Here is a 25,700-nt window from a genome sequence, read left to right as displayed (position 1 = left end):
GAGAAAAAACAGCATGTCAACAAGAGATTTATCCGTTTTAATAAGTGTTGTCCTCATTGTGGCGATGCTGGTGATTCCATTTCCTCCATGGCTGTTAAGTATTTTGATCATTATTAATATTTCTCTTGCGTTGATCGTGCTTCTCACCACAATGAATATGCAGGAAGCGCTTCAGTTTTCGATTTTTCCGTCACTGTTGCTGCTTTTGACCCTATTTCGTTTGGGCTTGAACGTCTCAACTACCCGTTCAATTCTTTCACACGGTGAAGGAGGTAAAGTCGTCGAGACTTTCGGAAATTTCGTTGTCGGCGGAAATGTATTAGTTGGACTCGTTGTATTTATCATCCTTATTATTATTCAGTTTATCGTCATTACAAAAGGTGCTGAACGTGTTTCCGAGGTTGCAGCAAGGTTTACGCTGGACGCAATGCCTGGGAAGCAGATGAGTATTGATGCTGATTTAAACGCAGGGATGATTACCGAACAGGAAGCGAAGCATCGCCGCGAAAAAGTGGCAAGAGAAGCAGACTTTTATGGAGCAATGGACGGTGCCAGTAAATTTGTAAAAGGTGACGCCATTGCCGGAATCATCATTGTGATGATCAATATTATTTTCGGAATCGTGATCGGGATGCTTCAGCAGGGCATGTCCATTCAAGAGGCTGCTTCACACTTTACGATGCTGACTGTAGGGGATGGAATTGTTTCGCAAATCCCGGCACTGTTAATTTCTACGGCTACGGGTATTGTGGTCACAAGAGCTGCCTCTGAAGGAAACTTAGGGCATGACATTACAGGCCAGCTGTTTGCGTATCCAAAGCTTTTATACGTCGCAGCAGCTACGATCATGCTTTTAGGTATTTTCACTCCGATCGGCATCCTTCTGACGGGGCCGCTTGCGGGATTGCTTGCTTTTGGCGCATATACACTATCTAAATCAGGTAAGGAAAAAGAAGAAGTGGATGAGATTCTTGAGGAAGAGGCTGAGGTGGACGAGCTTAAAAGCCCTGAAAGTGTTGTTCAGCTTCTGCATATAGATCCGATAGAATTTGAGTTTGGATATGGCCTGATACCGCTTGCTGATGCCAATCAAGGCGGTGATTTATTAGACCGAATTGTTATGATACGCCGTCAGTTGGCTTTGGAACTCGGGCTTGTCATTCCTGTCGTGCGAATCAGAGATAATATAGCGTTGCAGCCTAATGAATACCGATTGAAAATTAAAGGAAACGAAGTAGCAAAAGGCGAGTTGTTGCTTGATCATTATTTAGCGATGTCGCCTACTCCTGAGGACGATCTCATTGAAGGGATTGAAACAGTGGAGCCTTCATTCGGGCTGCCGGCTAAATGGATTAGCGAAGCGGTAAAGGATGAAGCCGACATGCTTGGTTATACAGTAGTTGATCCTGCATCAGTCGTTTCAACGCATATTACGGAGAAAATTAAGCAGCATGCCCACGAATTGATCGGAAGGCAGGAGACAAAACAGCTGATCGATCACTTGAAAGAATCGTATCCAGTCCTGGTTGAAGAGGTTACGCCGAATCCATTGTCTGTCGGTGATATTCAGAAAGTGCTTGCTAAGCTTTTAAAAGAAAAAGTTTCAATTCGAAACTTAGTAACGATTTTTGAAACACTTGCTGACTATGGGAAATTAACAACAGATTCTGATCTTTTGACAGAGTATACAAGACAAGCGCTTGCTAAACAAATTACAGCCCAGTTTGCCAAAGAAAATGAAGTGTTGAAGGTTGTTACTTGTTCCGGCCGTGTAGAAAAAGCAATAGCAGACGGTGTGCAGCAGACGGAACACGGGAACTATTTATCACTTGAACCAGATATTTCAGAAAGTATAGTGCGCTCTGTCGCCAAAGAAGCTGAACAGCTCTCATTACGTCAGGAAACCGCGATTCTTCTTTGCTCGCCGCCTGTCAGAATGTATGTGAAGCAGCTTCTGGAACGGTACTTCCCTGATCTTCCGGTACTCTCTTATAACGAACTTGAGGCGAATGTTGAGGTACAAAGCATTGGAGTGGTGGATATTTAATGAAAATAAAAAAATTTACTGCTGCTTCAATGCAAGAAGCGGCACTTCTCATCAGAAAAGAGTTAGGTAATGAAGCGGTCATATTAAATTCGAAAAAAATTAAAAAGCGAAAATGGTTTGGCCTCGTCAACAAGCCTGCTGTTGAAGTAATCGCCGTATTGGATCAGGACTTTCTTGAGAAAAAAACGCCTCAGAAGGCAGCTGAACCGAAACAAACATTAAAAACTCCGGTCAGCAGTCCAAAAATAGAGGAGAGAACATATCCCCCTCAAATTCCGGCGCAACAGGAGCTAGGTGATTTTTCAGCATATCAATCTGTACTTCCTGAGCCGCTGCGAAAAGCAGAAAAGCTTTTGCAAGAAACAGGGATCAAAGAGTCTACGAAAACGAACACTCTGAAAAAATTGCTTCGCTTCTCTGTTGAAGCAGGCGGCTTGACTGAAGAAAATGTTGTCGGCAAACTTCAGGAAATACTATGCGATATGCTGCCCTCAGCAGACAAGTGGCAGGAGCCAATTCATTCAAAATATATCGTTCTCTTTGGTTCAACAGGGGCTGGTAAAACAACTACACTGGCTAAACTCGCAGCCATATCTATGCTTGAAAAACATAAAAAAATCGCTTTTATTACAACAGATACGTATCGTATTGCAGCTGTTGAACAGTTGAAAACATACGCTGAACTGCTGCAGGCTCCTCTGGAAGTTTGCTATACAAAAGAAGAATTTCAGCAGGCGAAGGAGCTATTTTCTGAGTATGATCATGTGTTTGTTGATACAGCTGGAAGAAACTTCAAAGACCCGCAATACATTGATGAACTGAAAGAAACGATTCCTTTTGAGAGCAGCATTCAGTCATTTCTTGTTTTATCCGCGACTGCAAAATATGAAGATATGAAGCATATTGTCAAACGGTTTTCATCCGTCCCTGTCAATCAGTATATTTTTACGAAAATAGATGAAACGACTTCCTTAGGTTCTGTATTTAATATACTGGCAGAATCAAAAATAGGTGTCGGGTTTATGACTAACGGCCAGAATGTGCCTGAGGATATACAGACTGTATCTCCACTTGGTTTTGTGAGGATGCTGTGCAGATGAACAGATATGACCAAGCAGCAACTTTACGGGCGAAAATGGAAAAACGTGAGCGCGTTCTGCCAATGGTTTATTCACAAAAAGCGAAGACACTTGCTGTCATCAGCGGCAAGGGCGGTGTCGGAAAATCCAATATTACCTTAAATATGGCACTTGCGCTGCAGGATAAAGGTAAGAAGGTGCTGCTCATCGACCTTGATATCGGGATGGGGAACATTGATATATTAATAGGAAATTCATCGTCTGCCACGATAATCGATGTTTTAACCGATCGTAAGCCTTTGCTGCAGTCATTATCCGTTGGCCCAAAGGGTTTGCGGTATATATCAGGGGGAACCGGTCTTGATGTGATGTTTCAGCTCGATCAGAGAAAATGGACGTTTTTTGCCAATGAACTTTCTCATGCATTAAGCCAGTTCGATTATGTGCTGTTTGACATGGGAGCAGGCTTATCAAAAGATCAACTGCCTTTTATTTTATCAGCAGAAGATATTTTGATTATTACAACTCCCGAGCCGACGGCCATTATGGACGCATACAGCGCTGTCAAGCACTTGGTTTTGACAGAAAATAAGCTTTCAATGAAGGTGGCTGTCAATCGGTGCCGTGACCAAAAGGAAGGGCTTGACGCTTTTGCCCGCCTCTCCCGTACAATTCATATGTTTTTGGATGTTCAGGTTCAGTTTGCCGGTTCCGTTTCTGACGATGTGATCGTGAGCAAAGCGGTTGTCGAACAGGTTCCTTTTTTCATAAAAAGCCCTCAGGCAAAAGCCAGCCGGTCAGTCCGTATTTTAGCGGACGCCTTGTTTGAAAGAGAAGAAACGAGACACAAAGAAGACAAACAGACATTTATTGAGAAATTATCTTCTTTTTTAATGAGGAGGGCTTAATTTGATTCGTGTGCTTGTAGTTGATGATTCAGCTTTTATGAGAAAAATGATAAGTGATTTTCTGACCGAAGAAAAGCAGATAGAAGTAATCGGAACTGCGAGAAACGGAGAAGAAGCGCTTAAGAAGATTGAATTATTAAAACCGGATGTTATTACTCTTGATGTTGAAATGCCGGTCATGAATGGGACAGATACGCTCCGCAAAATTATTGAGATTTATAACTTGCCGGTCATTATGGTGTCTAGCCAGACCGAGAAAGGTAAAGAATGCACAATTAATTGTTTGGAGATCGGTGCCTTTGACTTTATCACAAAGCCATCAGGCTCAATATCTCTGGATCTATACAAAATTAAAGAACAACTAGTTGAGCGTGTCGTCGCGGCAGGACTTTCCGGCAAGCGGAAACGTCCTGTTTCCCAGACAGTTCGGCCCGAACCTATTGTGCGTGCTGTCGTTAAGCCTGAATTAAGCAAACCGAAACCTGGCACGGGCAGACAAATTGTGTGTATCGGCACATCAACAGGCGGTCCACGGGCGTTACAAAAGGTGATACCGAAGCTCCCTAAGGATTTGAACGCACCAGTGGTTGTCGTACAGCACATGCCTGAAGGGTTTACTGCTTCTTTGGCTGATCGGCTGAATCATTTATCTGACATTCAGGTAAAAGAAGCAAAAGATGGTGAAGCAGCTCTTAACGGCTGTGTTTACATAGCACCGGGCGGAAAAAACATATCCGTTATTAAAAACAGCGAAGGACTCCAGATTGTGCTTGATAACCATGACACACCAAGCCGTCATAAACCATCTGCTGATTATTTATTCCGTTCTGTCGGGAAACTGACAGATTATGAAAAAGTAGCGGTTATCATGACCGGCATGGGCAGTGACGGCACTGCTGGGCTAAAGGACATGCTAACAGCCGGCAATGTGAAAGCCATTGCGGAGTCTGAAGAATCTTGTGTCGTATACGGGATGCCAAAAGCTGCTGTTAAAGCGGGTCTCATTCATGAGATTAAACATGTGGAAGATATCGCAGCATCCATCACAAGCTGTGTGAAAAAAGAGAGGGTGTGATTCAAATGGATATGAATCAGTATTTAGATGTCTTTATTGATGAGAGTAAAGAACATTTACAAACATGTAATGAAAAGCTTCTTCTTTTAGAGAAAGACCCGACTGATCTTCAGCTCGTACATGATATATTCAGGGCTGCCCATACATTAAAAGGAATGAGCGCAACGATGGGCTACACGGATTTAGCACATCTTACCCATCTGCTTGAAAACGTGCTGGATGCAATCCGAAACGGAGACATGGAAGTCACCTCAGACTGGCTGGATATTTTGTTTGAAGCTCTGGATCACCTGGAAGCAATGGTTCAGTCTATTATTGATGGCGGGGATGGTAAAAGAGATATCTCAGAAGTGAGTGCCAAGCTTGATGTGAATGGTGCGCACGCTGAATCCGCTGCCTCCGCTGAACCTGCAGAAGCACAGAGTTCAGCATCTGATTGGGAATATGATGAATTTGAACGCACAGTTATACAAGAAGCGGAGGAGCAAGGCTTCAAACGATATGAAATCAAGATTTCTCTGAACGAAAACTGTATGTTAAAAGCAGTTCGTGTCTATATGGTGTTTGAAAAACTAAATGAAGTCGGAGAAGTAGCCAAAACAATTCCAAGTGCTGAAGTGCTTGAAACAGAAGATTTTGGAACTGACTTTCAAGTTTGTTTCTTAACACATCAATCAGCGGAAGACATTGAACAATTAATCAATGGCGTGTCGGAAATTGAGCATGTTGAAGTCATTCAAGGGGCTCCTTTAACATCAGCTGAAAAGCCTGAAGAATCTAAGCAAGAAGATTCACCAGCAGCAGCTGTACCTGCGAAGCAGGAGAAACAAAAACAGCCTGCTAAAAACGATGAACAGGCGAAGCATTCAGCCGGCGGATCTAAAACAATTCGTGTCAACATTGACAGGCTTGATTCTTTAATGAACTTATTTGAAGAGCTTGTCATTGACCGCGGGCGTCTCGAGCAGATTGCGAAAGAGCTTGAGCATAATGAACTGACTGAAACGGTTGAACGAATGACGAGAATTTCCGGAGATTTGCAATCGATTATTCTGAATATGAGAATGGTCCCGGTTGAAACTGTTTTTAACAGATTCCCGAGAATGATTCGCCAGCTTCAGAAAGAGCTGAATAAAAAAATTGAACTCTCGATCATCGGTGCGGAAACTGAACTGGATCGTACAGTAATTGATGAAATCGGAGATCCACTCGTTCACTTGATCAGAAACAGTATTGACCATGGTATCGAGGCGCCGGAAACACGTTTGCAAAAGGGAAAACCGGAATCAGGAAAAGTTGTGCTTAAAGCTTATCACAGCGGCAACCATGTCTTTATCGAAGTAGAGGATGACGGCGCAGGCCTTAATCGAAAAAAAATTCTGGAAAAAGCGCTTGAGCGCGGGGTCATAACGGAAAAAGAAGCTGAAACCTTAGAAGACAACCAAATTTACGAATTGATTTTTGCTCCGGGGTTCTCAACTGCTGACCAAATTTCTGATATTTCCGGCCGCGGTGTAGGACTTGACGTTGTAAAAAACAAACTGGAGTCTCTTGGCGGTTCAGTCAGTGTGAAATCAGCCGAGGGTCAAGGCTCTCTATTCAGCATCCAGCTGCCGCTTACCTTGTCTATTATTTCAGTTCTGCTGATTAAGTTGGAAGAAGAGACATTTGCCATTCCGATTTCTTCAATCATTGAGACAGCAGTTATTGACAGAAAAGACATTTTGCAAACGCATGACCGTGAAGTGATTGACTTTAGAGGGCATATTGTCCCTGTCGTTTATTTAAAAGAAGAGTTTAAAATAGAAGATACAAGAAAAGATGCGGAACAGCTCCATATCATTGTCGTGAAAAAAGGCGACAAACCTACTGCATTTGTGGTGGACTCCTTTATTGGCCAGCAGGAAGTTGTGCTGAAATCACTCGGAGATTATTTAACAAACGTCTTTGCAATTTCCGGAGCTACTATTTTAGGAGACGGAGAAGTAGCGCTCATTATTGATTGTAATGCACTGATTATTTAACCATTCGAGGAGGTGTCTCACATGACTGCAGAAATTAAAACAGGCGAAAAAATGATAGTCTTTATGGTAAATGGCAAAGAATATGCCATTTCCGTCACTCAGGTGAAATCAATTGAAAAATGGCAAAAGCCAACGAGGGTACCTGGCGTCGAACCATATATTTGCGGGGTAATCAATTTACGCGGGGTGGTGACTCCGGTTATTGATTTAAGAAAACGCCTGAATTTGCCAGAGTATGAAATTACAGATGAAACACGAATTATCATTATTGCTTATCGTGATATTGAAGTCGGCTGGATTGTGGATGAAGCGAATGATGTGATTACCGTACACGAAAGTGAAATAGAATCTGCTCCAGAAGGCGTTCAGAAAGATACGGATGTGTCGATCGAACAGATTGTGAAACAAGAGAACAGACTCTTAAATATTATTGATGCGAACGCGGTTTTGGATAAAGAATCATCTCAGTCCGCTGTGCCCGATCAAGCTTAATCTTAAAGGGGTTATGACATGAGTATTTTTAATGGAATCAAAGAAGAGCAGATGGACATTTTGCGGGAAGTCGGCAATATAGGCGCCGGCCACTCCGCCTCTGCAATGGCCCAGCTGTTAAATAGAAAGATAGATATGGAAGTCCCATTTGCAAAGCTGCTGTCTTTTGATGAGCTTGTTGATTTTTTCGGCGGCGCCGATGTCCCGGTTGCCAGCATCTTTTTAAGAATGGAAGGCGATTTAACGGGTTCAATGTTCTTTATAATGCCTTTTTTTCAGGCGGAGCAGTTTATCAGAGAGCTGATTGGAAACCCCGATTTTGACATAGAGGACTTAGGTGAAGACCACATGAGCTCATCCGCTTTGCATGAACTGGGCAATATTTTAGCGGGGTCATATTTAACAGCTTTGGCGGATTTGACGAAACTCCAGCTCTATCCAAGTGTTCCTGAAGTCTCTTTGGACATGTTCGGAGCAGTGATCAGCGAAGGGCTGATGGAGCTCAGTCAGGTTGGAGAACACGCCATTGTTGTCGACACGTCAATTTTTGACCAAAGCCATCAGCAGGAGCTGAAAGCGCATATGTTTATGCTGCCGGACTATGATTCATTTGAAAAGCTCTTTGTCGCCTTAGGTGCATCATTATGAGTACAACTGAGGCTGTTGTTATAAAGGTTGGGATTGCTGACGTGAAGATCGCCCGCTTCCCGGATACCATCCGGACCTCTGGTTTGGGCTCATGTGTGGGGCTGGTGCTTTATGATAAAGAAAAGCAAACGGCGGGTCTTGTTCATGTCATGCTTCCGGATTCGACGTTATCGAAAACTGCCGAGCTCAACCGGGCTAAGTACGCTGACACCGCCGTACAGACCACGATTGATATGCTGATAGAAGCGGGATGCCGGAAATTTGCATTAAAAGCAAAGCTGGCCGGCGGATCAGAGATGTTTAAATTTAAATCGACAAATGATTTGATGAAGATCGGACCGAGAAATGTATTAGCGATAAAAGAACAGCTGTCTTTATTTAATATTCCTATTATTAGTGAAGATACGGGCGGCTCAAGCGGCCGGACGATAGAATTTGAACCGAAGTCCTGCATGCTGCATATTCGAACTGTTAAACAAGGTGAAAAAACGATTTAATTAAGGTATTAGGGGGATAACAATGCAATCCTTGAATTATGAAGATCAGGTGCTTTGGACGCGCTGGAAAGAGTGGAAAGATCCTAAAGCCGGTGACGACTTAATGCGCCGTTACATGCCGCTTGTCACATATCATGTAGGCAGAATTTCTGTCGGACTGCCGAAATCAGTGCATAAAGACGATCTTATGAGCCTTGGTATGCTTGGTTTATATGATGCCCTTGAAAAATTTGACCCCAGCCGGGACTTAAAATTTGATACCTACGCCTCGTTTAGAATTCGCGGCGCAATCATAGACGGGCTTCGTAAAGAAGATTGGCTGCCCAGAACCTCGCGCGAAAAAACAAAAAAGGTTGAAGCAGCAATTGAAAAGCTTGAACAGCGGTATCTTCGGAATGTATCGCCCGCGGAAATTGCAGAGGAACTCGGAATGACGGTACAGGATGTCGTGTCAACAATGAATGAAGGTTTTTTTGCAAATCTGCTGTCAATTGATGAAAAGCTCCATGATCAAGATGATGGGGAAAACATTCAAGTCATGATCAGAGATGACAAAAATGTTCCGCCTGAAGAAAAGATTATGAAGGATGAACTGATTGCACAGCTTGCGGAAAAAATTCACGAACTCTCTGAAAAAGAACAGCTGGTTGTGAGTTTGTTCTACAAAGAGGAGTTGACACTGACAGAAATCGGACAAGTATTAAATCTTTCTACGTCCCGCATATCTCAGATCCATTCAAAGGCATTATTTAAATTAAAGAATCTGCTGGAAAAAGTGATACAATAATGAATTTCATGGTTAGCGAGTGAAAAACATGTCAACACTATTATGGCTTTTAAGCTTTACGCTCCACGGCGTTCTTCTGTACGCTGTCATTATCCTGTATACGAGGCTCGCTGCAGTGAAAGAAACAGAAAAACAGCAAAAACAGATACTTGAAGAGACGGAAAACACCTTGGCGGCATTTCTGCTTGAATTAAAAGAAGAAAATGAGAAACTGATAGAAAATAAAGCTTCATCTGCAAGTCAATCAGATGAAGAATCCCAAAAGCCAGGCCTTCAGCACTCTGAAACATATCAAGAGCGGGATCCAGTTCAAGAGGCAGAGAATCTTCCTGAACATATTGAAGGTCTGATTACAGAGGTTGACCGTCGGGAAGAGATCGTAAACAGTGAGGTCCAATCATTTGAAGACCAGGTCATAGAATTATATGAACAGGGATATTCGGCAAGTCAAATTGCCCAGAAAATGAAGAGCGGAAAGACAGAAATCGAGCTATTTTTAAAATTTCGCTCCAAAGGTGTAAAGGATTCTTGATTGTCGGATAAAGCTGTGTTATATTATGTCTTGGTGTTAAATACACACGCTTAACGATTTATGCAGAGGGTGCTGCAGGCGGCAGTTCTGCACAAAAATGACCTAAGCGGAGGAAAAAAACCATTATATTAGGAGGAAATAACATGTCAGTCATTTCTATGAAGCAATTGCTTGAAGCTGGTGTTCACTTCGGTCACCAAACACGCCGTTGGAACCCCAAAATGAAGCGTTACATTTTCACGGAGCGTAACGGAATCTACATCATTGACCTTCAAAAAACAGTCAAAAAAGTAGAGGAAGCTTACAACTTCACTAAAAATCTTGCTGCTGAAGGCGGAAAAATCCTTTTCGTCGGAACAAAAAAACAAGCTCAAGATTCTGTTAAAGAAGAAGCTCAACGCTCTGGCATGTACTATGTCAACCAACGCTGGTTGGGCGGTACATTAACAAACTTTGAAACAATCCAAAAACGTATTAAACGTCTTAAAGACATTGAAAAAATGCAAGAAAACGGTACGTTTGATGTACTTCCTAAAAAAGAAGTCGTTCAATTGAAAAAAGAATTAGAGCGTCTTGAAAAATTCCTAGGCGGAATTAAAGATATGAAGGATCTTCCTGATGCATTATTCATCATCGATCCTCGCAAAGAGCGCATCGCTGTTGCGGAAGCTCGCAAATTAAACATCCCTATCATCGGTATCGTAGATACTAACTGTGATCCAGATGAAATCGATGTTGTTATCCCAGCGAACGATGACGCTATCCGCGCTGTTAAACTTCTAACTTCTAAAATGGCAGATGCAATCTTAGAAGCGAAGCAAGGCGAAGAAGAAGCGGAAGTTGCTGAAGAAACTGCACCAGAAACAGAAACAACAACTGCGTAACCTATTCAAAAGGTGATAAGAGGGACTGCCTTTTATCACCTTTTTTCAAGAAAAATGTGTAATATACATACTCTTGTTTAAACATATAAGGAGGAATACAAATGGCAATTACTGCACAGCAAGTAAAAGAACTGCGTGAAAAAACTGGCGCGGGCATGATGGATTGTAAAAAAGCGTTAACTGAAACTGACGGAGATATGGACAAAGCAATTGACCTTTTAAGAGAAAAAGGAATTGCAAAAGCAGCGAAAAAAGCTGACCGTATCGCAGCAGAAGGTTCTACTCTTATTAAAACTGACGGCAACAAAGGCGTTATCCTAGAAGTAAACTCTGAAACTGATTTCGTTGCGAAAAACGAAGGTTTTAAAGAGCTTCTTAACACTTTAGCTGACCACCTTCTTGCAAACACGCCAGCTGATGTTGAAGAAGCAATGGGCCAAAAAATGGAAAATGGCTCAACTGTTGAAGAGTACATCACAAGCGCAGTTGCTAAAATCGGTGAGAAAATCACTCTTCGCCGCTTTACAGTTCTTACAAAAGACGACAGCTCTGCATTCGGTGCGTACCTTCACATGGGCGGCCGCATCGGTGTATTAACTGTTCTCAACGGTACAACTGATGAAGAAACTGCGAAAGATATCGCAATGCACGTTGCTGCAGTTAACCCTCGTTACATTTCTCGTGATCAAGTATCTGAAGAAGAAACAAATCATGAGCGTCAAATCTTAACTCAGCAAGCCCTCCAAGAAGGCAAACCTGAAAACATCGTAGCGAAAATGGTTGAAGGCCGTCTGAACAAATTCTTCGAAGAAATTTGTCTATTAGACCAAGCGTTCGTTAAAAACCCAGATGAAAAAGTGAAACAAGTTATTGCAGCGAAAAACGCTACTGTTCAAACTTTTGTCCGCTATGAAGTTGGAGAAGGCATCGAAAAACGTCAAGAAAACTTTGCTGAAGAAGTAATGAACCAAGTGAAAAAATAATGGTGAAAAGATTTCGCGGCTAAGTCGCGTCTTTTCAGGCAGTATAGGGGACACATTTTGTGTTCCCTATTTTTAAAACTATATTTACAAACCTTTTTTTCTCTTGCATAATAGAAAACGGCAATGTTTACACTTGGAGGTTATCATGGAAAAACCAAAATACAAACGTATCGTATTAAAGCTTAGCGGGGAAGCATTGGCAGGAGAACAGGGAAATGGAATTAACCCGACTGTCATTCAATCCATTGCAAAGCAAGTGAAGGAAATCGCTGAGCTTGAAGTCGAAGTGGCTGTTGTTGTAGGCGGCGGCAACTTATGGCGCGGAAAAACAGGAAGTGACCTGGGCATGGACCGCGCGACTGCTGACTATATGGGAATGCTGGCGACAGTAATGAATTCGCTTGCTCTTCAAGACAGCTTGGAAACACTCGGAATCCAGTCCAGAGTGCAAACATCCATTGAAATGAGACAAGTTGCTGAACCGTACATAAGAAGAAAAGCGATACGCCACTTAGAGAAAAAACGTGTCGTTATTTTCGCTGCGGGCACAGGAAACCCATATTTCTCAACTGATACGACAGCTGCACTGCGGGCTGCTGAAATTGAGGCAGACGTTATTTTAATGGCTAAAAATAACGTTGACGGTGTGTATAATGCTGATCCTAGAAAAGATGAATCAGCTGTTAAGTATGAATCACTTTCTTATCTTGACGTTCTTAAAGACGGCCTGGAAGTCATGGATTCAACAGCTTCCTCTTTATGCATGGACAATGACATTCCGCTTATCGTCTTTTCTATTATGGAAGAAGGAAATATCAAACGTGCCGTTATCGGTGAATCAATCGGAACGATCGTGAGGGGGAAATAACGTGTCAAAAGAAGTATTAACTCAAACAAAAGAAAAAATGGAAAAAGCAATTGCTGCTTATCAGCGCGAATTGGCTACTGTACGCGCAGGCCGTGCAAATCCATCATTATTAGATAAAGTAACGGTTGAATATTACGGAGCGCAGACACCTTTAAATCAGTTGTCTTCTATTAACGTGCCTGAAGCTCGTATGCTCGTTATCACACCATACGATAAAACAGCAATCGGCGATATCGAAAAAGCGATTTTAAAAGCTGATTTAGGTCTTACACCAACAAGTGACGGCAATATGATTCGAATTGCAATTCCGGCACTAACAGAAGAGAGACGGAAAGAATTAGTGAAAGTTGTAAAAAAATATGCTGAAGAAGCAAAAGTAGCTGTTCGTAACGTTCGCCGTGATGCTAACGATGATCTCAAAAAACTTGAGAAAAACGGAGACATTACTGAGGATGAACTGCGTGCTTCCACTGAAGACGTTCAAAAACTGACAGATGAATATGTGTCAAAAATTGACAGTGTCACAAAAGACAAAGAAAAAGAAATCATGGAAGTTTAATGAAAAACTATGTACAATAGATAATAGTGAAAAGACCCTCTCATGTTTACAGGGGGTTTTTTTGTTAATACTGTTGATTACATTGATTATCAGCAGGGAATGTAACCTTTTTGGGTGACGGAGGAATCTCATGCTCAACATACTCAAAAATTGGAAGAATCAGCAAACTGCGGCTTCCAACTTAGAACGTTATACAAAAGAAGACATACTTAAGGGAGAAATTCCCGAACACATCGCCATTATCATGGATGGAAATGGCCGTTGGGCTAAAAAACGCTCTCTTCCCAGAATTGCAGGCCACCATGAAGGGATGAAGGTGGTAAAAAGGACCACGAAGCTCGCAAACGAATTAGGTGTCAAAGTACTGACATTGTATGCATTTTCAACAGAAAACTGGAAAAGACCGAAAATGGAGGTCGATTTTTTAATGAAGCTTCCGGAAGAATTTTTGAATACGTATCTTCCAGAGCTTGTTGAGGAAAATGTACAGGTTCGGATCATTGGGGATGAAACGGCTTTGCCGGCGCACACATTACGTGCGATTGAAAAAGCTGTACAGGACACGGCGCAAAACGACGGAATGATCCTTAATTTTGCTCTTAACTATGGAGGCCGTACTGAAATTGTCAGTGCTGCAAAATCACTCGCGGAAAAAGTGAAGGAAGGCTCTTTGAATATTGAAGACATTGATGAATCGCTTTTTTCTACTTATTTGATGACTGAATCTTTGCAGGATCCTGAACTTTTAATTCGAACGAGCGGCGAGATAAGGCTGAGTAATTTTATGCTATGGCAGGTTGCCTACAGTGAATTTGTCTTTACTGACGTCTTGTGGCCTGACTTTAAAGAAGATCACTTCTTGCAGGCGTTAGGAGAGTTTCAGCAGAGAGGCCGGAGGTTTGGCGGAATTTAGAGGATGGTGGACATGAAACAAAGAATTTTGACAGGTGTTCTGGCAGCAATTGTATTTTTATTTTTGGTTATTGTCGGGAAATTGCCGTTCACCATATTAATTTATGCTATGGGCAGTGTGGCGCTTTTTGAACTTTTACGGATGAAAAAGCTGAAGCTGGTTTCACTGCCGGGTTTGATCGGTCTTTTATTATTGTGGATGTTCTTATTGCCAAGCCAGTATTCGTTTTTTGAAGCGGACGGAATTTCCAAAATGGAAATCGCTTTATTTGCGGTACTGCTATTGCTGACTTACACAGTGTTGGTCAAGAACACCTTTACTTTTGATGAAGTCGGGTTTATTACGCTTGCAGCAATTTACATCGGAATGTGTTTTCATTATTTTATCGAAATCAGAAATCTTGACCAATACGGATTAACATACATTTTTTATGCGTGTGTTGTCATTTGGTCCACCGATTCCGGTGCCTATTTTGTCGGTAAATCGCTTGGGAAGCGGAAACTGTGGCCTGAAATCAGTCCGAATAAAACAGTGGAAGGGTTTGCCGGCGGAATTGTCATCGCACTTGTATTGGCGACGATTTTTCAGCTTGTTGCACAACTTCCGATCCCGTATATCTATCTGCTGTTGATCACGCTGTTTTTGTCTGTTTTTGGACAACTGGGAGATTTAGTGGAATCCGCGTTGAAAAGACATTACGATGTAAAGGATTCTGGGAATATTCTTCCCGGGCATGGCGGTATATTAGACCGTTTTGACAGTTTCTTGTTTGTCATGCCTTTCTTGTACTTTCTGCTTGCCCTTTTTTCATAAAAAAGTCTAATATGAATATGAGACTGATCATGCAGCAATAAGAATAGGAGTAGTGGCAACTTTGAAAAATATTTGTCTTTTAGGAGCAACAGGATCAATCGGCGAACAGACTCTTGATGTGCTGCGTGCACATCAAGATCAATTTCAGCTGGTATCTATGTCGTTTGGCAGAAATATTGATAAGGCCGTTCCAATGATTGAGGTCTTTCAGCCGAAGTTTGTCTCTGTCGGTGATCTGGATACATATCATAAATTAAAACAAATGTCTTTTTCTTTTGAATGCCAAATCGGGCTGGGAGAAGAAGGACTGATAGAAGCAGCAGTGATGGAGGAGGTTGACATTGTTGTCAACGCTTTACTTGGAAGCGTCGGTCTTATCCCGACATTAAAGGCAATTGAACAGAAAAAAACAATTGCGCTTGCAAATAAGGAAACTCTTGTCACTGCAGGGCATATAGTAAAAGAACATGCTAAGAAATATGATGTTCCGCTGCTGCCTGTTGACAGTGAGCATTCAGCCATTTTTCAAGCTCTTCAAGGCGAACAGGCTAAAAACATTGAACGCCTCATCATTACGGCATCCGGCGGAAGTTTTCGGGACAAGACGCGGGAGGAGCTCGAATCAGTAACAGTTGAAGATGCATTAAAACATCCAAACTGGTCAATGGGTGCAAAAATTACAATTGATTCGGCTACAATGATGAATAAGGGATTAGAGGTGATCGAGGCACACTGGCTTTTCGATATACCTTATGAACAAATTGATGTGGTTTTACATAAGGAGAGCATCATCCATTCAATGGTTGAGTTCCATGATAAAAGTGTGATCGCACAGCTCGGAACTCCGGATATGAGAGTCCCCATTCAATATGCGCTCACTTATCCTGACCGATTGCCATTACCAGATGCGAAAAGGCTTGAATTATGGGAAATCGGCAGCCTTCATTTTGAGAAAGCTGATTTTGACAGGTTCCGATGCTTACAATTTGCTTTTGAATCAGGTAAAATAGGAGGAACAATGCCGACAGTGCTAAATGCGGCAAACGAAGTAGCTGTCGCTGCCTTTTTAGCTGGCAAGATACCGTTTTTGGCTATTGAAGACTGTATCGAAAAGGCACTAACCCGCCATCAATTACTGAAAAAACCGAGCCTGGCGGACATTCAAGAAGTGGACAAAGATACCCGGGGATACGTCAATTCAATACTCACATAAGGTGGTATGTTCGTGAATACAGTTATAGCGTTTATCATTATTTTCGGAACGCTCGTTTTCTTCCATGAACTGGGCCATTTATTGCTAGCCCAAAGAGCGGGAATTCTCTGCCGTGAATTTGCGATCGGCTTCGGTCCAAAGATTTTTTCTTTCAAAAAAAATGAAACAGTTTATACGATCAGGCTGCTTCCGGTCGGCGGATTTGTTCGTATGGCCGGCGAAGATCCGGAAATGATTGAGGTGAAACCCGGATACACGGTCGGGCTTCTGTTTAATAAGGAAGATCAAGTTGAGAAAGTCATCATCAATCAAAAGGAAAAATATCCGGATGCATTAGTCATTGAAGTGGAAACAGCGGATCTAGAGCATGACATGAAGATCACCGGTTATGAACAGGGGAAAGAGGACGAACTTTCCAGCTTTACTGTCAGCGAAACATCCTTTTTTATTGTAGACGGAGAAGAAGTGCAGATTGCGCCGTATAATCGCCAATTTGGTTCCAAACCTGTATGGCAGCGGATTAAAGCAATTGCTGCAGGGCCGATTATGAACTTTATTTTAGCTTACGTCATTTTAGTGATGCTTGGGCTGATTCAAGGCGTACCGTCAAATGAACCTATGCTCGGGCAGCTGACAGACAATGGACGGGCGGCTGAAGCAGGGCTAAAAGAAGGGGATTATATCCAAAGCATTAACGGAGAGAAAATGAGGTCTTGGACTGACATTGTCTCCGCTGTAAAAGAAAACCCGGAGAAAGAAATGGACGTTGCAGTAAAAAGAGATAACAAAACGCTTCATATTTCGGTGACTCCGGAAGCTGTTAAAGATGAGAACAAAAAAACAATCGGACGTTTCGGTTCCTATGCGCCGACTGAAAAAGGCGTACTCTCAGCGGTTGCTTACGGCGCGACATCAACAGTTGATGTCACCAAAGCCATTTTAACCAATCTGAGCAAATTAGTAACAGGCCAATTTAAACTCGATATGCTGTCAGGTCCTGTCGGCATATATGACATGACAGACCAAGTGGCGAAAACAGGGATAGTGAACTTATTTCAGTTTGCGGCGTTTTTAAGCATTAACCTTGGGATTGTCAACCTGCTTCCGATTCCGGCACTTGACGGAGGAAGACTGTTGTTTCTATTTATTGAAGCGATTCGGGGCAAACCGATTAACAGGGAAAAAGAAGCATTTGTTGTGTTTATCGGCGTAGCTTTCTTAATGCTTCTTATGCTGGTTGTCACATGGAACGATATCCAGCGGCTGTTTTTGTAAACGAAAAGTAAATCAATCAGAGGTGCGAAGAAATGAGACAAAGCTTGACGCTTATTCCTACGCTCCGTGAAGTTCCAGCTGATGCCGAAGCAAAAAGTCATCAGCTTCTTCTGAGAGCAGGATTTATCAGACAGAATACGAGCGGGGTATACAGCTATATGCCTCTTGCGTATAAGGTGATTCAAAACATTCAGCAGATTGTTCGAGAGGAAATGGAGAAAATTGATGCCGTAGAAATGCTCATGCCCGCATTGCAGCAGGCAGAGACATGGCAGGAATCAGGCAGATGGTATACGTATGGTCCCGAACTGATGAGACTAAAAGACCGTCATGGCCGTGAATTTGCTTTAGGGGCAACGCATGAAGAGGTTATCACTTCGCTTGTTCGCGATGAGGTTAAATCTTATAAGCGTCTCCCTCTGACTCTTTATCAAATTCAGTCTAAGTTCAGAGATGAAAAACGTCCTCGCTTCGGTTTGTTAAGAGGCCGCGAATTTATTATGAAGGATGCGTACTCTTTCCATGCATCTGCAGAGAGCCTGGATGAAACGTATCAAAAAATGTACGAGGCCTATTCTAATATTTTTGCCCGCTGCGGCATTAATGTAAGACCTGTTATCGCTGATTCAGGCGCAATGGGAGGAAAGGATACGCACGAATTTATGGCACTTTCTGCGATCGGAGAGGATACGATTGCGTATTCTGATGAATCACAGTACGCGGCTAATATCGAGATGGCTGAAGTTCTTCACCAGGAAGTTCCTTCAGATGAAGAGCCTAAAGCTCTAGAGAAGGTTCATACGCCTAACGTGAAAACAATCGAAGAACTGACTGCGTTCTTACAGGTTTCGGCTGAAGCGTGCATTAAGTCAGTATTGTTTAAAGCTGATGACCGTTTTGTCTTAGTGCTTGTAAGAGGGGATCATGAAGTTAACGATATTAAAGTGAAAAACTTGCTTCATGCAGAAGTTGTAGAGCTTGCTACACATGAAGAGGTCATTCAGCAGCTCGGAACAGAGCCAGGCTTTGTAGGCCCTGTCGGTATTCATCAGGATGTGGAAGTATATGCCGATCAAGCTGTGAAAGCAATGGTTAATGCTGTTGCCGGGGCAAATGAAGGAGATCATCATTATAAAAATGTCAATGTGAATCGTGACGCGCAAATTAAAGAATTTGCTGATCTTCGTTTTATTAAAGAAGGTGATCCTTCACCAGACGGCAAGGGAACGATCCGTTTTGCTGAGGGAATCGAAGTCGGACAAGTCTTTAAGCTCGGAACACGCTATTCAGAAGCGATGAATGCGACATATTTAGATGAAAACGGACGCGCGCAGCCAATGCTGATGGGCTGTTACGGAATCGGTGTGTCAAGAACGCTTTCTGCTATTGCTGAACAGCATCACGACGAAAAAGGCTTAATATGGCCAAAAAGCGTTGCGCCGTACGATCTTCATATTCTTGCTTTGAACATGAAAAACGATGGGCAAAGAGAGCTTGCTGAAAAGCTGTATGCCGATTTAAAAGCGGAAGGCTATGAAGTGCTCTATGATGACCGTGCTGAGCGTGCCGGCGTAAAATTCGCTGATTCAGATTTAATCGGCCTTCCAATCCGCATCACTGTCGGAAAACGAGCTGACGAAGGAATCGTCGAAGTGAAAATTCGTCAAACTGGTGAGTCAACTGAGATTTCAGTAGACGAATTATCTGCGTTTATCAGCAAGCAGTAATCACCATAACGATTTATCAAAAAACATGTTAAAATAGAAATAATAGAAGGTACCTCATTGCCTGAGGTACCTTCACTTATGATGTTTTTAGGGAGGGATACTGTCTTAATGGAACAGTTATCAGTAAACAGAAGGCAGTTTCAAATTCTTCTGCAGCAGATTAATATGACAGATGATACCTTCATGACATACTTTGAACATGGCGAGATTAAAAAGCTGACAATTCACAAAGCTTCTAAGTCTTGGCATTTTCATTTTCAATTTAAATCTTTGCTGCCTTTTCAAATATATGACACATTAACAACGAGGCTGACGCAATCGTTTGCCCACATAGCAAAAGTGACATCTTCAATTGAAGTTCAGGATGCCGAGGTCAGTGAAAGTATCGTTCAAGACTACTGGTCACGCTGCATTGAAGAACTGCAGGGCATTTCGCCGCCGATTATCAGTCTTTTAAACCAGCAAAAACCGAAGCTGAAGGGCAATAAACTGATTGTCAAAACCAAAACGGATACAGAAGCGGCTGCGCTAAAAAACAAATACAGTTCCATGATTCAAGCAGGCTACCGTCAATTTGGCTTTCCGGATCTTCAGCTTGATGCTGAAATATTTGTATCCGAGCAGGAAGTTCAAAAGTTTCGGGAACAAAAGCTTGCGGAAGACCAAGAGCGGGCGATGCAGGCCTTGATTGAAATGGAGAAGAAAGATAAAGAAAGTGATGAAGACCAAGCACCATCTGGTCCTCTTGTTATCGGTTATCAAATTAAAGATAACGAGGAAATCCGGACACTTGACAGCATCATGGACGAAGAACGGAGAATTACGGTCCAAGGTTATGTGTTTGATGTGGAGACGCGCGAGCTGAAGAGCGGGCGCACGCTGTGTATCTTCAAAATTACAGACTATACAAATAGTATTTTGATCAAAATGTTTGCACGTGAAAAAGAAGATGCGGCACTGATGAAGTCTCTGAAAAAAGGAATGTGGGTAAAAGCACGCGGAAGCATTCAAAATGATACATTTGTCAGAGACCTTGTCATGATCGCAAATGACGTAAACGAAATAAAAGCAAAAACCCGTGAAGATTCAGCACCTGAAGGAGAAAAAAGAGTGGAATTGCATCTTCATTCCCCAATGAGCCAAATGGATGCTGTTACGGGTATCGGAAAGCTTGTCGAACAGGCGAAAAAATGGGGGCATGAGGCCATCGCTTTGACTGACCATGCTGTCGTTCAATCCTTTCCTGATGCGTATTCTGCGGCAAAAAAGCATGGAATTAAAATGATTTACGGGATGGAAGCGAATCTCGTGGATGATGGCGTGCCAATTGCTTATAATGCCGCACATCGTCTGCTCGAAGAAGAAACATATGTTGTTTTTGACGTTGAGACGACAGGATTGTCTGCTGTATACGATACCATTATTGAGCTGGCTGCAGTAAAAGTAAAAGGCGGAGAAATTATTGATAAATTTGAGGCGTTTGCGAACCCGCATCGTCCGCTTTCCGCCACAATCATAGAGCTGACAGGGATCACTGATGATATGCTACAAGACGCTCCGGATGTCGTAGATGTAATAAGAGATTTCAGAGAATGGATTGGCGATGATATCCTTGTCGCTCATAATGCAAGCTTTGATATGGGATTCTTAAATGTAGCCTATAAAAAGCTTCTTGAAGTCGATAAAGCTAAAAACCCAGTCATTGATACGCTTGAACTTGGACGTTTTCTCTATCCGGAATTTAAGAACCACCGGTTGAACACACTTTGTAAAAAGTTTGATATCGAACTCACACAGCATCACCGTGCGATCTATGATACTGAGGCAACCGCTTATTTGCTTCTGAAAATGCTGAAAGACGCAGCTGAAAAAGGCATTCAGTACCATGATGAGTTGAATGAAAATATGGGTCAGTCCAATGCTTATCAAAGATCAAGACCGTATCATGCAACATTACTTGCCGTGAACAGCACGGGACTTAAAAATTTATTTAAGCTTGTGTCACTTTCTCATATTCATTATTTTTACAGAGTGCCGCGTATTCCGAGATCTCAGCTTGAGAAATACAGGGAAGGGCTGCTGATCGGTTCTGCCTGTGACAGGGGAGAGGTTTTTGAGGGAATGATGCAAAAATCGCCTGAAGAGGTGGAAGATATCGCGTCATTCTATGATTACCTTGAGGTTCAGCCGCCTGAAGTGTATCGTCACTTGCTGGAGCTTGAACTGGTCCGTGATGAAAAAGCGCTGAAAGAAATTATTGCGAATATCACGAAGCTGGGGGAAAAGCTTAATAAACCGGTTGTTGCTACGGGAAATGTTCATTACTTGAATGATGAGGATAAAATCTACAGAAAGATTTTAATATCCTCACAAGGCGGGGCAAATCCGCTGAATAGGCATGAACTGCCGAAAGTGCATTTCAGAACGACAGACGAAATGCTTGAAGCTTTTTCTTTCTTAGGTGAAGAAAAAGCGAAGGAGATCGTAGTCACCAATACCCAAAAGGTTGCTTCTTTAGTTGATGACATCAAGCCGATTAAAGATGATTTATATACGCCGAAAATCGAAGGCGCCGATGAAGAGATCAGAGAAATGAGCTATCAGCGTGCAAGAAGCATTTACGGGGAAGAGCTGCCTGAAATTGTCGAAGCGCGGATTGAAAAAGAGTTAAAGAGTATTATTGGCCACGGATTTGCTGTTATTTACTTGATCTCTCACAAACTTGTAAAACGTTCACTAGATGACGGGTATCTCGTTGGTTCCCGTGGTTCCGTAGGATCTTCATTAGTTGCGACACTTACTGAGATTACTGAGGTAAACCCGCTGCCGCCGCACTATGTTTGTCCTGAGTGTCAGCATTCTGAGTTCTTTAATGACGGTTCTGTCGGTTCTGGTTTTGACCTGCCTGACAAGACATGTCCTCATTGCGGAACGCCTTTGAAAAAAGACGGCCATGATATTCCATTTGAAACGTTCTTAGGATTTAAAGGGGACAAAGTACCTGATATCGATTTGAACTTCTCAGGGGAATATCAGCCGCAAGCACACAATTACACAAAAGTATTGTTCGGAGAAGACAATGTATATCGTGCGGGAACAATAGGCACGGTGGCAGAAAAAACAGCCTACGGTTATGTAAAAGGCTATGCCGGAGACAACAATCTTCATATGCGCGGTGCCGAAATAGATCGGCTCGTACAGGGATGCACAGGTGTAAAACGTACAACTGGACAACACCCTGGCGGTATTATCGTAGTTCCGGATTATATGGATATTTATGATTTTTCACCGATCCAGTTCCCGGCAGATGCCACAGGTTCAGAGTGGAAAACGACTCATTTTGATTTCCACTCCATCCATGACAACCTGTTAAAACTTGATATTCTCGGACACGATGACCCGACTGTTATTCGGATGCTTCAAGACTTAAGCGGAATAGATCCGAAAACAATTCCGACGGATGATCCTGAAGTGATGAAGATCTTCCAGGGAACCGAATCACTCGGTGTGACTGAAGAACAGATTGGCTGTAAAACGGGCACTCTTGGAATTCCTGAATTCGGAACCCGATTTGTCCGGCAGATGCTTGAAGATACAAAGCCGACCACTTTTTCTGAGCTCGTTCAGATTTCAGGCTTGTCTCACGGAACTGATGTATGGCTTGGCAATGCACAGGAGCTCATCCACAATAATATTTGTGAGCTGAGTGAGGTTATCGGCTGCCGTGATGACATTATGGTTTATTTAATCTATCAAGGCCTTGAACCGTCCCTTGCCTTTAAAATCATGGAATTCGTGCGTAAAGGAAAAGGATTAACGCCTGAATGGGAAGAAGAAATGAAAAATAACAATGTCCCAGACTGGTATATTGATTCCTGTAAAAAGATTAAATACATGTTCCCGAAAGCCCACGCCGCGGCATATGTCTTAATGGCAGTCCGCATTGCTTACTTTAAAGTGCATCATGCTCTTTTGTATTATGCGGCTTATTTTACCGTTCGTGCAGATGACTTTGATATCGATACAATGATCAAGGGCTCTACAGCAATCAGAGCGGTAATGGAGGATATAAACTCTAAAGGACTTGATGCTTCACCGAAGGAAAAGAACCTTCTGACTGTTTTAGAATTAGCGCTTGAGATGTGTGAGAGAGGCTATTCATTCCAAAAAGTCGATTTATATCGCTCCAGCGCCACAGAGTTTATTATTGACGGCAACAGTCTAATTCCGCCGTTTAACTCTATTCCAGGGTTAGGGACGAACGCTGCTTTGAACATTGTAAAAGCTCGCGAAGAAGGCGAATTCCTCTCAAAAGAAGATTTGCAAAAGAGAGGGAAAGTATCAAAAACGATTTTAGAGTACTTAGATCGCCACGGCTGTCTGGAATCACTGCCTGATCAAAACCAATTGTCACTGTTCTAATATGGAATGCAGAATTTCTCAGAAATTCTGCTTCTATGCATACATAAGCGCAAAAAGTGCCATCGTAATATTAGAGTTTCTGTCACTTGCTTAGGTATGAAGGTAAGCGTATATCCATTTGCAATAAAAATATGGTTATGGTATAGTTTTATTGGAAATGCTAACGATTACCGAGGCAAAGAGTGGGGAAACCCGCTCTTTTGTATTGAACAGGAGAATTTTGTCTCGACATGTTCATCGTTTACTTTTTAGCCCCTGCTCTTTTGAAGCAGGGTTTTTATGCAGAGTGACGAGACGAATATGAGATCGACAGCACAAGGAGGAAGAACATGAGCAAAAAAGTGACTGACACCGTTCAAGAAATGGCTCAGCCAATCGTAGACAGCCTTCAGCTGGAACTCGTTGACATTGAATTTGTCAAAGAGGGCCAAAGCTGGTTCCTTCGCGTGTTTATTGATTCCGATGACGGTGTGGATATTGAGGAATGTGCCAAAGTAAGCGAAGCTTTAAGCGAAAAGCTTGATGAGGCAGACCCAATCAGCCAAAATTACTTTCTTGAAGTCTCATCTCCAGGAGCTGAGCGTCCGCTAAAGAAAAAAGCCGATTTCGAAAAATCACTAGGAAAAAACGTATACATTAAGACGTATGAGCCTATTGACGGCGTAAAAGTGTTTGAAGGTGAACTGGCTGAATTTGATGGACAAACAGTGACAGTTGAGATCACGATCAAAACAAGAAAGAAACGGATCAATATTCCGTATGAAAAGATAGCTAATGCAAGATTAGCTGTTACATTCTAATGAATACAAATGTTTTAAGGGGGGAGACCGTTAAATGAGCAGTGAATTATTAGATGCTCTCACGATTCTTGAAAAAGAAAAAGGCATCAGTAAAGAAATTATCATCGAAGCAATCGAAGCTGCGTTAATTTCTGCTTATAAGCGGAATTTTAATCAAGCGCAAAATGTACGGGTGGATCTAAACCGTGAAACTGGCTCCATCCGTGTATTTGCAAGAAAAGATGTCGTTGACGAAGTATACGACCAGAGATTAGAGATCTCAATTGAAGAGGCACAGGGCATCCATCCGGAATATATGGTCGGCGATGTCGTCGAAATCGAAGTTACACCTAAGGATTTCGGGCGCATAGCTGCTCAAACAGCGAAGCAGGTCGTCACACAGCGTGTGCGCGAAGCTGAGCGCGGCGTGATCTATTCTGAATTTATCGACCGTGAAGAAGACATCATGACAGGGATCGTCCAGCGTCTGGACAATAAATTTATCTACGTGTCTTTAGGCAAAATAGAAGCCTTGCTGCCGGTTAATGAGCAAATGCCGAATGAAAGCTACAAGCCCCATGACCGCATTAAGGTATATATCACAAAAGTAGAAAAAACAACGAAGGGCCCGCAGATTTATGTGTCAAGAACACATCCAGGCCTGTTAAAGCGTTTGTTTGAAATTGAAGTGCCTGAAATTTATGATGGAACTGTCGAGCTAAAATCTGTTGCCAGAGAAGCCGGCGACCGTTCAAAAATTTCTGTTCGCACAGATGATCCTGACGTGGATCCTGTCGGTTCATGCGTAGGGCCTAAAGGCCAGCGTGTGCAAGCAATCGTCAATGAATTAAAAGGTGAAAAAATTGATATTGTCAACTGGTCCAGTGATCCTGTAGAATTTGTCGCGAATGCGCTCAGCCCTTCCAAAGTGCTTGATGTCATCGTTAATGAAGAAGAAAAAGCGACAACTGTTATTGTTCCTGATTACCAGCTGTCTCTGGCAATTGGCAAAAGAGGACAAAACGCACGCTTAGCTGCTAAACTGACAGGCTGGAAGATTGATATTAAGAGCGAAACGGACGCAAGAGAACTTGGAATCTATCCGAGAGAACTTGAAGAAGATGATGAGCCGCTCTTTACGGAGCCTGAAACTGCTGAATCGGATGAATAAGAGG

The 25,700-nt window shown here is 42.5% G+C and carries 22 protein-coding genes; all 22 read left to right on the top strand.

The annotated features are described in order from the left end of the window. Positions 1–13: 13 nt before the first annotated feature. The 22 genes from flhA to nusA all read left to right on the top strand — a co-directional run bounded on the left by flhA (position 14) and on the right by nusA (position 25,696). The gene (gene flhA, locus BGM23_RS13260) at positions 14–2,047 is read left to right on the top strand and encodes a flagellar biosynthesis protein FlhA (protein WP_003231947.1); all 2,034 of its coding nucleotides are present in this window, start codon (positions 14–16) and stop codon (positions 2,045–2,047) included. Further along, the gene (gene flhF / locus BGM23_RS13255; RefSeq protein ID WP_003231945.1) at positions 2,047–3,147 is read left to right on the top strand and encodes a flagellar biosynthesis GTPase FlhF; all 1,101 of its coding nucleotides are present in this window, start codon (positions 2,047–2,049) and stop codon (positions 3,145–3,147) included. Before flhA ends, flhF begins: the two co-directional genes overlap by 1 nt. After that, the gene (gene flhG / locus BGM23_RS13250) at positions 3,138–4,034 is read left to right on the top strand and encodes a flagellum location/number ATPase FlhG (RefSeq protein WP_010886507.1); all 897 of its coding nucleotides are present in this window, start codon (positions 3,138–3,140) and stop codon (positions 4,032–4,034) included. The genes flhF and flhG overlap by 10 nt, the downstream gene beginning before the upstream one ends. A gap of 1 nt (position 4,035) precedes the next feature. After that, entirely contained in the window at positions 4,036–5,109 is a 1,074-nt protein-coding gene (gene cheB / locus BGM23_RS13245; RefSeq protein ID WP_014476816.1) for a protein-glutamate O-methylesterase CheB, read from the top strand. A 5-nt stretch (positions 5,110–5,114) separates the two neighbouring features. After that, entirely contained in the window at positions 5,115–7,133 is a 2,019-nt protein-coding gene (gene cheA, locus BGM23_RS13240; protein WP_014476817.1) for a chemotaxis protein CheA, read from the top strand. 21 nt (positions 7,134–7,154) lie between these two features. Then, positions 7,155–7,625 carry a chemotaxis protein CheW gene (gene cheW / locus BGM23_RS13235; RefSeq protein ID WP_003231938.1) on the top strand — a complete coding sequence of 157 codons (471 nt, stop codon included), beginning with the start codon at positions 7,155–7,157 and terminating at the stop codon, positions 7,623–7,625. Positions 7,626–7,643: 18 nt separating this feature from the next. Beyond that, positions 7,644–8,273 (top strand): CheY-P phosphatase CheC, encoded by a 630-nt coding sequence (gene cheC / locus BGM23_RS13230; protein WP_003231935.1) that lies wholly within the window; start codon positions 7,644–7,646, stop codon positions 8,271–8,273. Then, the gene (gene cheD / locus BGM23_RS13225) at positions 8,270–8,770 is read left to right on the top strand and encodes a chemoreceptor glutamine deamidase CheD (RefSeq protein WP_003244852.1); all 501 of its coding nucleotides are present in this window, start codon (positions 8,270–8,272) and stop codon (positions 8,768–8,770) included. Before cheC ends, cheD begins: the two co-directional genes overlap by 4 nt. Before the next feature lie 22 nt (positions 8,771–8,792). Next, positions 8,793–9,557, top strand: a complete 765-nt coding sequence (gene sigD, locus BGM23_RS13220; protein ID WP_003220911.1) for an RNA polymerase sigma-28 factor SigD — start codon at positions 8,793–8,795, stop codon at positions 9,555–9,557. Positions 9,558–9,585: 28 nt separating this feature from the next. After that, positions 9,586–10,089: a swarming motility protein SwrB gene (gene swrB / locus BGM23_RS13215; protein ID WP_015252089.1), complete on the top strand. Its 504-nt coding sequence runs from the start codon at positions 9,586–9,588 to the stop codon at positions 10,087–10,089. Positions 10,090–10,232: 143 nt separating this feature from the next. Next, positions 10,233–10,973: a 30S ribosomal protein S2 gene (gene rpsB / locus BGM23_RS13210; RefSeq protein ID WP_003220918.1), complete on the top strand. Its 741-nt coding sequence runs from the start codon at positions 10,233–10,235 to the stop codon at positions 10,971–10,973. A 101-nt stretch (positions 10,974–11,074) separates the two neighbouring features. After that, on the top strand, positions 11,075–11,956 hold the full coding sequence (tsf, locus tag BGM23_RS13205; RefSeq protein ID WP_003231929.1) for a translation elongation factor Ts: 882 nt from the start codon (positions 11,075–11,077) through the stop codon (positions 11,954–11,956). A gap of 145 nt (positions 11,957–12,101) precedes the next feature. Continuing rightward, positions 12,102–12,824, top strand: a complete 723-nt coding sequence (gene pyrH, locus BGM23_RS13200; protein WP_003220923.1) for a UMP kinase — start codon at positions 12,102–12,104, stop codon at positions 12,822–12,824. Between the two features lies 1 nt (position 12,825). After that, complete coding sequence (frr, locus tag BGM23_RS13195) at positions 12,826–13,383, top strand: ribosome recycling factor (protein WP_003231927.1); 558 nt, start codon at positions 12,826–12,828, stop codon at positions 13,381–13,383. A gap of 130 nt (positions 13,384–13,513) precedes the next feature. Next, positions 13,514–14,296 (top strand): undecaprenyl pyrophosphate synthase, encoded by a 783-nt coding sequence (locus BGM23_RS13190; RefSeq protein WP_003231925.1) that lies wholly within the window; start codon positions 13,514–13,516, stop codon positions 14,294–14,296. 3 nt (positions 14,297–14,299) lie between these two features. Next, positions 14,300–15,109, top strand: coding sequence for a phosphatidate cytidylyltransferase (gene cdsA, locus BGM23_RS13185; protein WP_003231924.1), 810 nt, complete (start codon positions 14,300–14,302; stop codon positions 15,107–15,109). 61 nt (positions 15,110–15,170) lie between these two features. Further along, a complete protein-coding gene (gene dxr, locus BGM23_RS13180) occupies positions 15,171–16,322 on the top strand; it encodes a 1-deoxy-D-xylulose-5-phosphate reductoisomerase (protein ID WP_003245155.1) in 1,152 nt (383 codons plus the stop codon). Positions 16,323–16,328: 6 nt separating this feature from the next. Beyond that, positions 16,329–17,597 (top strand): RIP metalloprotease RseP, encoded by a 1,269-nt coding sequence (gene rseP / locus BGM23_RS13175; protein ID WP_010886508.1) that lies wholly within the window; start codon positions 16,329–16,331, stop codon positions 17,595–17,597. Positions 17,598–17,629: 32 nt separating this feature from the next. Beyond that, positions 17,630–19,324: a proline--tRNA ligase gene (proS, locus tag BGM23_RS13170; RefSeq protein ID WP_003231918.1), complete on the top strand. Its 1,695-nt coding sequence runs from the start codon at positions 17,630–17,632 to the stop codon at positions 19,322–19,324. Positions 19,325–19,432: 108 nt separating this feature from the next. Next, on the top strand, positions 19,433–23,746 hold the full coding sequence (locus tag BGM23_RS13165; RefSeq protein ID WP_029726487.1) for a PolC-type DNA polymerase III: 4,314 nt from the start codon (positions 19,433–19,435) through the stop codon (positions 23,744–23,746). Positions 23,747–24,075: 329 nt separating this feature from the next. Further along, entirely contained in the window at positions 24,076–24,546 is a 471-nt protein-coding gene (gene rimP, locus BGM23_RS13160; RefSeq protein WP_003231915.1) for a ribosome maturation factor RimP, read from the top strand. A gap of 34 nt (positions 24,547–24,580) precedes the next feature. Further along, the gene (nusA, locus tag BGM23_RS13155; RefSeq protein WP_003231912.1) at positions 24,581–25,696 is read left to right on the top strand and encodes a transcription termination factor NusA; all 1,116 of its coding nucleotides are present in this window, start codon (positions 24,581–24,583) and stop codon (positions 25,694–25,696) included. The last annotated feature ends 4 nt before the right edge of the window (positions 25,697–25,700 follow it).

Origin of the sequence: Bacillus sp. FJAT-14266, assembly GCF_001719225.1 — a bacterium.
Lineage (GTDB): Bacteria > Bacillota > Bacilli > Bacillales > Bacillaceae > Bacillus > Bacillus subtilis.
This window is presented reverse-complemented; position numbering and strand designations above follow the sequence as displayed.

Bases quoted from the DNA above. Each gene is read 5' to 3' on its own strand.
- rimP (WP_003231915.1), top strand. From the start codon at position 24,076: ATGAGCAAAAAAGTGACTGACACCGTTCAAGAAATGGCTCAGCCAATC.
- rseP (WP_010886508.1), top strand. From the start codon at position 16,329: ATGTTCGTGAATACAGTTATAGCGTTTATCATTATTTTCGGAACGCTC.
- flhF (WP_003231945.1), top strand. From the start codon at position 2,047: ATGAAAATAAAAAAATTTACTGCTGCTTCAATGCAAGAAGCGGCACTT.
- pyrH (WP_003220923.1), top strand. From the start codon at position 12,102: ATGGAAAAACCAAAATACAAACGTATCGTATTAAAGCTTAGCGGGGAA.
- rpsB (WP_003220918.1), top strand. From the start codon at position 10,233: ATGTCAGTCATTTCTATGAAGCAATTGCTTGAAGCTGGTGTTCACTTC.
- cheD (WP_003244852.1), top strand. From the start codon at position 8,270: ATGAGTACAACTGAGGCTGTTGTTATAAAGGTTGGGATTGCTGACGTG.
- BGM23_RS13190 (WP_003231925.1), top strand. From the start codon at position 13,514: ATGCTCAACATACTCAAAAATTGGAAGAATCAGCAAACTGCGGCTTCC.
- cheA (WP_014476817.1), top strand. From the start codon at position 5,115: ATGGATATGAATCAGTATTTAGATGTCTTTATTGATGAGAGTAAAGAA.
- cdsA (WP_003231924.1), top strand. From the start codon at position 14,300: ATGGTGGACATGAAACAAAGAATTTTGACAGGTGTTCTGGCAGCAATT.
- cheW (WP_003231938.1), top strand. From the start codon at position 7,155: ATGACTGCAGAAATTAAAACAGGCGAAAAAATGATAGTCTTTATGGTA.
- cheC (WP_003231935.1), top strand. From the start codon at position 7,644: ATGAGTATTTTTAATGGAATCAAAGAAGAGCAGATGGACATTTTGCGG.
- proS (WP_003231918.1), top strand. From the start codon at position 17,630: ATGAGACAAAGCTTGACGCTTATTCCTACGCTCCGTGAAGTTCCAGCT.
- flhA (WP_003231947.1), top strand. From the start codon at position 14: ATGTCAACAAGAGATTTATCCGTTTTAATAAGTGTTGTCCTCATTGTG.
- tsf (WP_003231929.1), top strand. From the start codon at position 11,075: ATGGCAATTACTGCACAGCAAGTAAAAGAACTGCGTGAAAAAACTGGC.
- nusA (WP_003231912.1), top strand. From the start codon at position 24,581: ATGAGCAGTGAATTATTAGATGCTCTCACGATTCTTGAAAAAGAAAAA.
- swrB (WP_015252089.1), top strand. From the start codon at position 9,586: ATGTCAACACTATTATGGCTTTTAAGCTTTACGCTCCACGGCGTTCTT.
- BGM23_RS13165 (WP_029726487.1), top strand. From the start codon at position 19,433: ATGGAACAGTTATCAGTAAACAGAAGGCAGTTTCAAATTCTTCTGCAG.
- sigD (WP_003220911.1), top strand. From the start codon at position 8,793: ATGCAATCCTTGAATTATGAAGATCAGGTGCTTTGGACGCGCTGGAAA.